The organism is Sphingomonas sp. PWP1-2, from assembly GCF_049898305.1.
In the GTDB taxonomy this organism is placed as follows: Bacteria; Pseudomonadota; Alphaproteobacteria; order Sphingomonadales; family Sphingomonadaceae; genus Sphingomonas; species Sphingomonas glacialis.
On the sequence record NZ_JAFCXM010000003.1, the window covers coordinates 477,428 to 489,258 of the forward strand.

Sequence of the window (11,831 nt, forward strand, 5' to 3'; positions counted from 1 at the left end):
CCGCGTTCCCCCCGTCATCCCCGCGAAAGCGGTGATCCCGCTTCTGGCCCGCGGCGCGCAGAAGAAGCGGGACCCTCGCTTTCGCGAGGGTGACGGCGGGAGTGTATGACGGGGCAGGCGGGATGACGGAAGGCGCGGGGCCCGTTAGGAAAAACCAACGACCGCGTGCGGGACGTACGGCTCTTCGAGCCGCGCGATCTCGGCCTCGGTCAGCCCGGTCTCTAGCGCCGCCAGCGCATCGTCGAGATGCGCGACCTTCGACGCCCCCACGATCGGCGCCGAGACCTCAGGTTTCGCCAGCACCCAGGCGAGCGCGATCTGCGCGCGCGGCACGCCGCGTTCCTTGGCGATCTCGGCGACGCGCTCGACCACGCGGCGATCGGCGTCGGCGGTGTGGCTGTAGAGCGTCGCGCCGAATGTATCGGTCTGCGATCGCTCCGTCGCATCGTCCCAGTCGCGCGTCAGCCGGCCGCGCGCGAGCGGGCTCCACGGGATCACGCCAATCCCTTCGGCGGCGCAGAGCGGCAGCATCTCGCGCTCCTCCTCGCGGTAGAGCAGGTTGAGATAATCCTGCATCGTCGCAAAGCGCGTCCAGCCATTCGCCTCGGACGTGTGAAGCATCGTCGCGAACTGCCAGGCGAACATCGACGAGGCACCGATATAGCGGGCCTTGCCGGCCTTGACGACGTCGTGGAGCGCCTCGAGCGTCTCCTCGATCGCGACCTCGGGGTCGAAGCGGTGGATCTGGTAGAGATCGACATAGTCGGTGCCGAGCCGCTCCAGGCTGGCATCGATCTCGGTCAGGATCGCCTTGCGGCTGAGCCCGGCGCCGTTCGGGCCGGGACGCATCCGGCCGTGCACCTTGGTCGCGATCACGACCTCGTCGCGGCGCGCAAAGTCCTTGAGTGCACGCCCGACGATCTCCTCCGACGTGCCGTCCGAATAGACATTGGCGGTGTCGAAGAAATTGATCCCGGCTTCGACCGCCTTTTGCAGGATCGTGCGGCTGGTCGCTTCGTCGAGCGTCCAGGCGTGGGTGCCGCGATCGGGGACGCCGAAGGTCATGCAGCCGAGGCACAGCCGCGAGACGTCGAGCCCGGTCGCGCCGAGTTTGATATAATCCATGTGCGTTCCTCGGTTGGTGTCGGATGGCCAACGAACCAGCGGCGAGAGCGCTCCGGCTTATTTCTTCGGCGTGACCCACACCGAAACCGGCACGACGAACTTGCCGGGGGCAGGCTTGCCGACATCGACGCGGTCGGCGGTGACGAGTTCGCCCGAGCTGAGCGTGAAGGACGCCCAGGGCTTGGGCATGCGGCCGAAGACCATCTTCTGGATAGGCTCGCCGGTGGCGGAATTCATAATCGTTGCGGTGACACTCATAGCGGCGCGTTAGCGAGCGAGCGGCGCGCCTGTCCAGCGGTGTGCGACGAGCCGGCACTTTTCCGGTCAAGCGGCGTTCAGTTGCCGCGGCTATGGCTGTGTTCAGGACCAGGGCGAATGCCCGAAACGAAGAAGCCTCGCGCCATGCAGACCAAACCGTGACCGAGATCCCTGCCGCCACGGCCAACACGCCCGAGGGCGACCGCGCGACCGTCGAGACACCGGCGCGGCGCCGCTGGCGCCTCGTGCGCAACGTACTGCTCGCGATCCTGGCCGTGCTCTTCGCGATCTGGCTGGTGCTCTACATGACCAAGGGGCGCTTCCTGAAGCCGACCTTCGAACGCGTGGTGGGATCGCTGACGCATCGCACCGTCGGCGTGCGGGGCGATTTTCAGCTGTTCTTCGACCCGTTCCAGATCAAGTTCCTCGCCGAGGGGCTGACGATCTCGAACCCGTCCTGGGCGAGCAAGCCAAATCTGTTCGAGGCGAAGAAGATCGACACGCGGATTGCGCCGCTGTCGCTGCTGTTCGGCAAGCGTCGGCTCTATTTCCTCGATCTCGCCGACGGCGCGGTCGATCTCGAATGGAGCCCCGACCATAGCACCAACAGCTGGACTTTCAGCCAGACCAAGGGCGGCAAGCCGCTTGCCTTCCCGACGATCGACCGCGCGACGCTTGCGGGGACGACGGTGCGCTATCGCGACACGCGGATGCGGCTGCTTGCCGATCTGAGCTTCGCGACGATCAAGTCGACCGACGCGAAGATCGGCGACAAGGTTGATTTCACCGGCAATGGCGTGGTGCGCGATACGCCGTTCACGCTGAGCGGCGCGTTGCTCTCACCCGACCAGACCGTCGCGCGTGGCGCCAACACGCTGACGATGACCGCGCACGCCGCACACAACGTGATCGATGTCGCGGGCACGCTGCCGAGCCTGGCCGAGATCGAGAAGGTGCCGCTCGACGTGACGGCGCGTGGGCGCAACATGGCCGAACTGCTTCATATCATCGGCGTCACCATTCCGCAGTCGCGCACCTATGTCCTCAAGGCGCAGCTGGTGAAGACCGGCACCACCTATGCCTTCACGCATCTGCGCGGCCGCTTCGGCGCGAGCGATCTGGCAGGGCGCTTCACGGTCGAGAATATTGCGCCGCGCATCCACATCGATGCGACGCTGGCGAGCAAGAAGGTCGACATCATCGATCTCGCGCCGTTCATCGGCTACAATCCTGATCTGATCGCGGCCAAGGGCGTCCAGGCGGCAGCCGCCGCTACGGGTGCCGCACCGGCGCGCCTGCTGCCGGACGCGTCGCTCGATATTGCCGCGCTCCACGCGTTCGATGCGGATCTGAAATGGACGGTCGGCACGGTGCGGTCGAAAAACGTGCCGGTCTCGAACATCGACCTGACGCTCGCGCTCAAGGACAGCGTGCTCAAGCTTTCCCCGCTGACCTTCTCGATGGCGCGGGGCAATGTCGCGTCCGACATTATCCTCGACACGCGCCGCCGACCGACCAAGGCAAGCTATGACATCCGCCTGGCGTCGACCCCGATGGCGCGGCTGCTCGCCGGCTTCGGTGTTGCCGAGGCGGGGACGACGGGGACGATCAAGGGGCGGATCCAGCTCGTCGGCAGCGGCGACAGCCTGCATGATTCGCTCGCCAATGCGAACGGGCGGATCGCGTTCGTGATGCCCGCCGGCAGCTTCTGGACGCGCAATGTTCAGTTGAGCGAGCTCGATATCGGCACCTTCGTCCAGAAGATGTTCCAGGACAAATTGAAGGAGCCGGTGCGGATCAATTGCGGGCTGGTCGCCTTCACGGTGCGCAAGGGCGGGGCGGCGGCCGATCCGATCCTGATCGACACGAGCAAGAACGTCATCGCGGCGACAGGCGGGTTCAGCTTCGGGACCGAGGCGCTCGATCTCGCCTTCCGCGCCGATGGCAAGAAGTTCAGCCTGCTTTCGGCGCAGTCGCCGGTCGGCCTCAACGGCCATTTCGCCAAGCCGGGGATTTCGGTGATCAGCCCCGATTTGATCGGTCGCGCGGGGACCGGGCTTGGGCTGGCGCTGCTCGCGACGCCGCCGGCAGCGTTGCTCGCGTTCATCGACGTGGGGGATGCCAAGGCCGCAGCCTGCGCGCCGATCCTTGCGGCGAAGCCCGCTGCTGCGCAACGCACGACCAAGGGGAAGCCGCGGGATGATGTCGGCAACGGCACGCCTGAAAAGGGCGCGGGCAAGCGGAAGAAGTTCCTGGGGATTTTTTGAGGATGGGGGGCGGAGTGCGGACCGCTGTCTCGCCACCGCTCAGATCGGGGTTTCGCCGAGCCGAGTCCCGACGCGCGTCGCCCCAGCGAAAGCTGGGGTCTCCATGGGGTGGGGGTAGCGCTCGACACTCGGGAGACCCCAGCTTTCGCCGGGGTGACGCCTGGGGGTGGTGGAGCGGGAATTACGCCGCATAACCGCAGAAGGCGCTCGGAATTGCTTACCGCGCCTCGCGCAGCCGCTTCGCATTCCCCGTTGCAGCCTTATGTACGGGCGCGACGACGTCGCGGCCCATCTTCGCGCTCGTTTCGAGCGCGGTCAGCGCGTGCATGCTAGAGCGTTCGGACAGCGCCGCCAGCTCGAACAGCGTCGGTGGGCGGCCGCGCAGCCACATCGCGCCGAGCTCTTGTGCCTGCGCAACATAGCCCGCCTGCAGCGCCATCAACGCCTGCATGCCCGCCGTCCCGGATGCCGAGAACGCGGCGAGTTTCTCGGGCACCATCCGGCCGAGCTCGGCATAATCACCACTGAGCGGCGCGCGCATCGCTTCGCCGATCGTGTTGGTGCGCGAGGCGATCACCGCATGTGAGGCGGTCGCCGTTTCGCTCAATCGCTCGCCGGTCGCACCGACCGACCCCCATGCCGACATGACACGCGTCCAATAGGCAAAGGGGTCGATCATAGGTGCATCCCGATAAAGGGCCGCAGCCCTCGCGGTTAGGCGAGGGTGCGGACGTTGGGTTCGCGCGCGTAGAAGCGCTTGGCCGCAGCGGCGATGAAGCCGTCGTCGAGCCCCGTCACGCCTTCATCGGCCTCGACGCCGGCCTTGTCGAGCAAAGGCTTTGCCGCGTCGCTCGCGCCGACTGCCTTGAGATGCCCGAACGCGTCCATCACCCACTGGACGGCAGCGCCTTCCTTGAGCATCGCCGCGGCTCCGTCCTTCGACAGCACGACCGCTGCCGCATCGAACAGCTGCGACGGCGAACCGGGGAGCTGGCCATCGGCCTTCTTCATCGTCCCGTCGGACAGCTTTGCGCCGCCGACCTTGGGCGCGACGAGGAAGGGTTTCGCCTTCGCCTTGGTGATTGCCGCGACCAGCGTCTCGAGCTCGCCCGCATCGGTGCCATCCGCGATCAGCACGCCGACGGTCCGCCCTTCGAGCGTCGCCTTCATGTTCTTGTGGATCGACAGCGCGTCGGACGGCTTCATGTCCACCGGCTCGCGCGCGGCTTTCGCCTTCTTGGGCAGCGGGATGCCCAGCCCGTCGGCGACGCGCTTGGCGAACGCCTCGTCGACATTGCGCAGGTTCGCCAGCATCCGCGGCGGGACCTGATCGAGCGTCCCGACCTTCGACAGCTCGAACACGAACGACGATGCGATATGTGCCTGCTCGCTCTCGGTCTGCGAGTTCAGGAACAGCCGTGCCTGGCTGTAATGGTCGCTGAACGTCTCCGAGCGGATGCGCAGCTTGTCGCCAGTCTCGTTCGGACCCGTCGCGGCGTTGACCGTGGCGAACCCCTTCGGGCTCTCGCGCGGGCCGCCTTCTTCGCCATGTGCGCCGAGGCTGTTGGGCTCGTAATTCGCCCGACCCTTCGGCACTTGCGTCTGCATCATTCCGTCGCGCTGGAAGTTGCCGAACGGGCAACGTGGCGCGTTGATCGGGATCTGGTGGAAGTTGGTCGTGCCCAAACGCGACTTCTGCGTGTCGAGATACGAGAACAGCCGGCCCTGGAGCAGCGGATCGTTCGAGAAATCGATTCCCGGCACGATGTTGGTCGGCAGGAAGGCGACTTGCTCGGTTTCGGCAAAGAAGTTGTCGACGTTGCGGTTGAGCACCATCCGACCGATGATCCGCACGGGGATGTCGTCCTCGGGAATCAGCTTAGTCGAATCGAGCACGTCATAGGGCTGCGCGTCGGCGAAGGCCTGGTCGAATACCTGGATGCCGAGCTCCCATTCGGGGAAGTCGCCACCATCGATCGCCTCGAACAGATCGCGGCGGTGATAGTCGTTGTCGGCCGCCTGAAGCTTGAGCGCCTCGTCCCAGATCGTCGACTGAATGCCGAGCTTGGGCTTCCAGTGGAATTTGACGAAGCTCGCCTTGCCCTCGGCATTGACCAGCTTGAAGGTGTGGATGCCGAAGCCCTCCATCATCCGCAGCGAGCGCGGGAGGGTACGGTCGGACATCGCCCAGAACAGCATGTGCGTCGCTTCGGGGGTGAGCGAGGCCCAGTCCCAGAAGGTGTCGTGCGCGCTGCCGGCCTGCGGATAGCCGCGATCGGCCTCCATCTTCACCGCGTGGATCAGATCGGGAAACTTGATCGCATCCTGGATGAAGAACACCGGGATGTTGTTGCCGACCAGATCCCAATTGCCTTCGCGCGTGAAGAGCTTGACCGCGAAACCGCGTACGTCGCGCGGGGTATCGACCGAACCCGATCCGCCCGCGACGGTCGAGAAGCGGACGAACACTTCGGTCTTCTCACCCTTGGTGAAGACGGCGGCCTTCGACAGATCCGAAATGTCGTCGGTCGCCTCGAAATAGCCGTGCGCGCCCGACCCGCGGGCGTGGACGATCCGCTCGGGGATGCGCTCATGGTCGAAATGGAAGATCTTCTCGCGCAGCACGAAATCCTCGAGCAGCGTCGGCCCGCGCTCGCCCGAGCGCAGGCTGTTCTGGTTGTCGGAGATCGGCACGCCGTGGTTGGTGGTCAGCACGGCATCGCCCTCGCTGGCCTGTTGGTGGGTCTCGCCCGCGTTGCCGCGGATTGTCTCGGGGGTGGTGGCCATCTCATGTCTCCGGGAAAAATATCGTGCGCTGTCGACAAGCGCGCCAGCGCGCCCATTCAGAAAACCTCGCGGTCAAGGAACGACCCGGCCGCGGATTCTTTCCGCCGCAATCGCAATATAGTACCAAAGGCTCGCCTCGCCTCAGCGAGCGAGGGCATCGTGCAGGCGGTCGACCACGGCGCGCGCTCGCGCCGTCTCGCACACGGCAGATCCGAGCAGATTTGCGATCGTTTTGCACGCATCGCCATGGTCGATCGCAATTTGCATCGCGGCGAGGTAGTTGGTCAGTGCAGTCAATGGCTGGCTGAGATCGTGGACGATCTCGGCCAAGTCTGCGTCGTCGTCGATCGTGCTCAATGGACGAGCCCGGCGGCGAACGCGATGCGCAGCGCGTCCGGCAGCGATTGGACGTGAAGCTTGGTCATCATGTGCGCGCGATACACTTCGACCGTGCGCGGGCTGATGGCGAGGTCATGTGCGATCACCTTGTTGACCTTGCCGGCGATCAACCCACACAGCACATCGACTTCGCGCGGCGCCAGCCGGGCGATTTGTTTCTGCGCCGCGGCGATGCGAGCGGCATCCTCGCCAGCGCGCGTCAGCCGATCGAACGCGCGTTCGACCGTTTCGAGCAGCGTCATGTGGTCATACGGCTTTTCGAGAAAGTCGATCGCGCCGCGTTTCATCGCCTCGACGGCGACGGCGATGTTGCCGTGCCCGGTGACGATCACGCACAGAAAGGGCAGCGCTTCGCGGCGCAAGGTAGCGAGTACCTCGAGCCCGGTCAGTCCGGGCATGCGCAAGTCGAGCAGGACGATCCCGGGATCGAGCTTGGGCGTCGCGTCGAGAAAGGCGTCGCCCGAGGCGAAGCATTCGGCATCGAAATCCCTGCGGAGGGTAAGCAATGTCAGCAGCGAGCAACGGACCGGTTCGTCGTCGTCGACTATGTAGATGCGCTTCGCCATGGAGCCTCGCTTGCGGGAGTGGAGTGCGACAGGTTGGGGGAAGGGGGGCCAGAAACTGGCCGAGCGACGGGGAACAGCAGATCGAACCGCGCGCCCTGGCCCAGGTTGCTCTGGACGGAGATCACCCCGGAATGGGTCTGGACGATACGGCGGACGATCGCCAGACCGATCCCGCTTGCCTCATTGCCATCCTTGGAGCTGGCGAACGGCTCGAAGATGTGATCGATGATCTCCGGCCGAATCCCCGCGCCATCGTCGCAGACAAACAGCCGGACCGACCGCGCGCGCGCATGCCCGCTTGGCTCAGCCGCAGTGCCAATCGTGATCGTGCCACCGCGCGGGCCGATCGCCTGTGCTGCGTTGACCGTCAGGTTGAGGACGATTTGATAAAGCTGGCACACGTTTCCTTCGATCGCGGGCACGGGTGCGAGCGCGTCGACGATCGTGATCCCGGCAGGGAAGCGCGCGCGCAGCAACGCCAGCAAATCGCGGACCAGTTCGTCGAGCCGGACCCGCTCGAGCGCGGTGGGTTCCTCGCGCGTAGAGGCCAGCATGGCGCGCGCCAGTTCGCGTGCGCGCGTCGCCGATTCGATGATCAGGTCCATGCTATGCCGATCGGTTGGGTCGGTGATCGTCTCCAGCACGAGCGGCGCGAGGGTTCCCAGCGGGACGAGCGTGTTGCTGAGGTCGTGCGCCACGCCGCCGGCCAACAGGCCCAGCGTTTCGAGCTTCAGAGCGTCGTCCAGTTTGGCGCGTAACTCGGCACTGCCGCGTTCGCATTTTCGCTGCAGGGTCACATCGTGGACGATGCCGGTCAGGCTGACGATCACCCCGTGCGTGTCGCGCGTCGGCACCCAGCGCAGCAGCGCATCTCCCGTTTCGCCGTCGGGGCGCTGGAAGCTGTATGCGACAGCGTCGGTGCCCCGGCCGTGATGCGCCGCGGCAAGGCTGGCCGCCAGCGCGGCCTGTTGCTCGACGGGAATGTACGCTGCGACGAACGATCGCCAATCGTTGCGCACCCGTGCGGTCCGGCCGTGGAGCGAATCGAACGCGGGACTGGGGACGAAGGCCATGCTTGCCAGATCGAGTTCGAAGCACGTCGTCGCCGTCATCTGCTGTATCGCGGCGAAACGCTCGGTCATTTCGCGATGGTCTTGTCGCGCCTGCCACTGCCGATCGACCAGCACTCCTGCCAATACGATCGCGCCGATCGCCAGGGCGGCGTCGAGGAGGCTGGCGACGCTCGCACTCTCGCTCCGTTGCGATGCCACCAAGCCGAACAGTGCAAGACCGACCGATACGGTGGTCAGCACGCGCACGAAGACGCGTTGCGGGAGCAGCAAGCCGCACGCGACGACCAGGACATACCCCCATCGCGCCGCGCTGCTGTGCGTCGCGAGCAGATCGGTGCTGGCGATCGCTACCGCCAACACCACGGGCAGCCACAGCCTCGGTGCAGCGGCCAACGCCGCATCGTGCCGGAGCCCATACGCACCCATCGCGCCTGCCAAGAAAACCAGCGAGGCTGCCATCGTGAGGAGCGTCAGGTTCGACGAGTCCAGTCCGGCGACGAGCATGACGAGCGCTTCGGCGGTGAGCGCGATCGGAACGAACAGCATCAGCGCGATGCGGAGGTCGCGCGATCCGTGAAGCCGGTCGAGGCCGAGTTCGAGACAGGCAATACCGACCACGATCTGCAGGAGCGCCGCGCTCGGGAGCAGGCGGCCCGGCATGGCCGCGGCAAGCCAATGAGAGAACTGGCCTGGACTGACGAACATCTCCGAAACGGTCGCCCAATCCCGCAATATGAAGGCGCCGAACAGCACGACAACGCCAGCGACGGGTGCCGCGCGACGCGGGCGATCGAGCAGTAACGGTACGACCGCGACCGCGCAGCCAGAAAATCCGACTGACGCGGCAAGGCTGTAGCCCGCATGAACTCCAAAAAATGGAGTATTTTCAATTATATAAATTGTCTCATTTAAGACAATTGCGATTGTAAGTCCTATTGAAACTATCGCAAAGGTAAGACCAGTTGCTTTCATGGGGTCCTATTTATCATCCGCCGTCTGTGTTTTGAAACTATTGGCGAATGAATTGGCAAAATTTATCACAAAGACTGCCAATTGATATGTGTTAATTTATTTCTAAAGAGCAAATTTAAACTAATCTATTATAAGTTTTCCCGCAGTTTCAGCCGGTGCCAAGGGCGGGTCAAATCCGTGGCGGGTCTGCGCCTTGGCATCGGGAGCCAACTCGCGTTCGATGGATTTGGCGCGGCGGTACGGCTAGGCTCGCCGAACGGTATCGCAGCGGGGACCAAGCGGCTGGACAATTCGACGATGCAATCCGCGCTGGCGGACGCCAAGCGCTTGCTGGGTCACGATCCGCTAGCAGCGCTTGCTCGTGTCGACGGCGTCTTGGCGGGGGGACGTGATTCGGTTGAAGCGCGCGTCCTGTTGGGCGCGGCGCTGCGCCGGGTCGGAAAGATCCGCGAGGCGCGCGATGTGTTAGCGCCGCTTGCCGCCGCCATGCCGCAGGCGTGGGGGATTCATTACGAGTTCGGCATGGCGCTTGCCGCACTGGGGGCGGGGGAGGCCGCCGCCGATGCGCTCGACCAGGCCACGCGCGCCAATCCGCAATCCTCGCTCGCATGGCACGCGCTTGGCGACCAGTTGCTGCTGCTCGGGCGCCCGATCGATGCGAACGCGGCGCAGGCGCGGATGGTGCCTGGCTGCGTCGCCGATCGCGCACTCGACGAGGCGGCTGCGGCGTTCTTCGAGCGGCGCGATACGGCGGCGCGCGGCGCGCTCCAGCGGCGGTTCGGGATCGATCTCAACGATCTCGGCGCGGTGCGCCTGCTGTCCGATATCGGGCTGCGGCAGGGAAATTTCGCGGCGGTCGCGGACTTGCTGGACCAGGCGCGCCGCGCTGCGCCCGACTTCGTCCCCGCGCAGTTCGCACACGCGATCGCGCTTCACCGGCTCGAGCGTGGGCAAGAGGCGCTTGCGGCGATCCATCTCGCGCTCAAGGCGCTGCCGGGTCTTGCCGCTTTCCTTATGCTCGAAGCGGCGATCCACATGCAGCTTGGCGATGCGGCTGCGGCGATCCGTGCCTATCAGGCGGTCCTGGCGGCGACGCCCGACGATGCCGAGGCCTGGCATGCGTTCGGCCACGCGCTCCGCGCGGTTGGCCGGCAGGACGAGGCAGTCGCCGCCTACCGCCGTGCGGTCGCACTCCGGCCGGGCTACGGTGAAGCATATTGGAGTCTCGCCAACCTCAAGACCGTCCGCTTCGACAGCACCGAGGTCGCGCACATGCTCGCGCTTCCGGCGGAGGCGAGCTCCGATCCGGCCGACCGCGCGTATCTCGACTTTGCCTTGGGCAAGGCGCTCGAGGACGAGGCACGCTACGCCGAGTCGTTCGTCCACTATGCTCGCGGCAATGCTGCGCGCGCCGCGCTCGAGCCGCATGACGCCGCAGCGTTGCATCGCTTCGTGACCGACTCGATCGCGGCGTTCGACGCCGAGCTGTTCCGCCGCAACGCCACCGCGGGGTGCGCGGAGGCCGGGCCGATCTTCGTGCTCGGCATGCCACGGTCGGGATCGACGCTGGTCGAGCAGATCCTCGCCAGCCACAGTGCGGTCGATGGCGCGTCCGAACTGCCCGACATCACCACGCTCGCGCGCGAACTGGCGCAGCGCCACCCGGGCTATCCGTCGTCGATCGCGCACGTTCCCGAAGCCGTCTTTGCCGCGCTCGGCACCGCCTATCTCGAGCGGACGGCAGTCCACCGCGCGGGGAAGCCGTGGCTGGTCGACAAGTTTCCGGGCAACTTCCTCCATACCGGGCTGATCCACCTGATGCTGCCGGGCGCGCGGATCATCGATATCCGGCGCGATCCGATGGCGTGCTGCTTCTCGCTGTTCAAACAGGCGTTCGCGCGCGGGCAGGCCTATAGCTACGACCTCGGCGATCTCGGGCGATATTACGCCGATTACGTCGCGCTGATGGCGCATTTCGATGCGGTGCTGCCGGGCCGGGTATACCGCATCGACTATGAGGCGCTCATCGACGATCCCGAGACCGAAATCCGCCGGTTGCTCGCGTATTGCGGCCTGCCGTTCGAGCCGCAGTGCCTGCGGTTCTTCGAGAGCGAGCGGACCGTCCGCACGCCGAGCTCGGAACAGGTCCGCCAGCCGATCAATCGCGACGGCCTCGACCAGTGGCGCCCTTTCGAAGCGTGGCTCGCCCCGCTCGTCGATGCGCTCGGACCGCTTGCCAAGGCGACCGCCAATCGGCATTGATGCCTAAATTGGATGCCCCTATCCGATTTTTGGTATCGAACGGGGATCAAGGACAGCGTCGAAGGCATGAGCCGGCAATGGCTTGCACGACGGCTGCCTTGGTGGGGCAGCTGGGTTGCAAA

At 65.6% G+C, this 11,831-nt stretch carries 9 protein-coding genes; 2 read left to right on the top strand and 7 right to left on the bottom strand.

Annotated elements, in window-relative coordinates:
* Positions 1 to 144: 144 nt before the first annotated feature.
* Both ACP7C5_RS10725 and ACP7C5_RS10730 read right to left on the bottom strand, forming a co-directional pair.
* A complete protein-coding gene (locus ACP7C5_RS10725) occupies positions 145 to 1,125 on the bottom strand; it encodes an aldo/keto reductase (protein WP_426264223.1) in 981 nt (326 codons plus the stop codon).
* A 57-nt stretch (positions 1,126 to 1,182) separates the two neighbouring features.
* The gene (locus ACP7C5_RS10730; protein WP_426264224.1) at positions 1,183 to 1,383 is read right to left on the bottom strand and encodes a hypothetical protein; all 201 of its coding nucleotides are present in this window, start codon (positions 1,381 to 1,383) and stop codon (positions 1,183 to 1,185) included.
* Between the two features lie 158 nt (positions 1,384 to 1,541).
* Here ACP7C5_RS10730 and ACP7C5_RS10735 point away from each other — a divergent pair, with 158 nt between their 5' ends.
* The gene (locus ACP7C5_RS10735) at positions 1,542 to 3,650 is read left to right on the top strand and encodes an AsmA family protein (protein ID WP_426264225.1); all 2,109 of its coding nucleotides are present in this window, start codon (positions 1,542 to 1,544) and stop codon (positions 3,648 to 3,650) included.
* Positions 3,651 to 3,867: 217 nt separating this feature from the next.
* Here the strand turns inward: ACP7C5_RS10735 and ACP7C5_RS10740 are convergent, their stop codons facing one another.
* The 5 genes from ACP7C5_RS10740 to ACP7C5_RS10760 all read right to left on the bottom strand — a co-directional run bounded on the left by ACP7C5_RS10740 (position 3,868) and on the right by ACP7C5_RS10760 (position 9,135).
* Positions 3,868 to 4,329: a hypothetical protein gene (locus tag ACP7C5_RS10740; RefSeq protein ID WP_426264226.1), complete on the bottom strand. Its 462-nt coding sequence runs from the start codon at positions 4,327 to 4,329 to the stop codon at positions 3,868 to 3,870.
* Positions 4,330 to 4,364: 35 nt separating this feature from the next.
* Complete coding sequence (locus tag ACP7C5_RS10745; RefSeq protein WP_426264227.1) at positions 4,365 to 6,437, bottom strand: catalase; 2,073 nt, start codon at positions 6,435 to 6,437, stop codon at positions 4,365 to 4,367.
* Positions 6,438 to 6,578: 141 nt separating this feature from the next.
* A complete protein-coding gene (locus ACP7C5_RS10750) occupies positions 6,579 to 6,794 on the bottom strand; it encodes a hypothetical protein (protein ID WP_426264228.1) in 216 nt (71 codons plus the stop codon).
* The gene (locus ACP7C5_RS10755) at positions 6,791 to 7,402 is read right to left on the bottom strand and encodes a response regulator transcription factor (protein WP_426264229.1); all 612 of its coding nucleotides are present in this window, start codon (positions 7,400 to 7,402) and stop codon (positions 6,791 to 6,793) included. The genes ACP7C5_RS10750 and ACP7C5_RS10755 overlap by 4 nt, the downstream gene beginning before the upstream one ends.
* On the bottom strand, positions 7,381 to 9,135 hold the full coding sequence (locus tag ACP7C5_RS10760; protein WP_426264230.1) for an ATP-binding protein: 1,755 nt from the start codon (positions 9,133 to 9,135) through the stop codon (positions 7,381 to 7,383). The genes ACP7C5_RS10755 and ACP7C5_RS10760 overlap by 22 nt, the downstream gene beginning before the upstream one ends.
* 489 nt (positions 9,136 to 9,624) lie before the next feature.
* On the opposite strand from ACP7C5_RS10760, the gene ACP7C5_RS10765 reads away from it, so the two are divergent.
* Positions 9,625 to 11,709, top strand: coding sequence for a sulfotransferase (locus ACP7C5_RS10765; protein WP_426264231.1), 2,085 nt, complete (start codon positions 9,625 to 9,627; stop codon positions 11,707 to 11,709).
* The last annotated feature ends 122 nt before the right edge of the window (positions 11,710 to 11,831 follow it).

Bases quoted from the DNA above. Each gene is read 5' to 3' on its own strand.
- ACP7C5_RS10755 (WP_426264229.1), bottom strand. From the start codon at position 7,402: ATGGCGAAGCGCATCTACATAGTCGACGACGACGAACCGGTCCGTTGC.
- ACP7C5_RS10730 (WP_426264224.1), bottom strand. From the start codon at position 1,383: ATGAGTGTCACCGCAACGATTATGAATTCCGCCACCGGCGAGCCTATC.
- ACP7C5_RS10740 (WP_426264226.1), bottom strand. From the start codon at position 4,329: ATGATCGACCCCTTTGCCTATTGGACGCGTGTCATGTCGGCATGGGGG.
- ACP7C5_RS10725 (WP_426264223.1), bottom strand. From the start codon at position 1,125: ATGGATTATATCAAACTCGGCGCGACCGGGCTCGACGTCTCGCGGCTG.
- ACP7C5_RS10745 (WP_426264227.1), bottom strand. From the start codon at position 6,437: ATGGCCACCACCCCCGAGACAATCCGCGGCAACGCGGGCGAGACCCAC.
- ACP7C5_RS10760 (WP_426264230.1), bottom strand. From the start codon at position 9,135: ATGCCGGGCCGCCTGCTCCCGAGCGCGGCGCTCCTGCAGATCGTGGTC.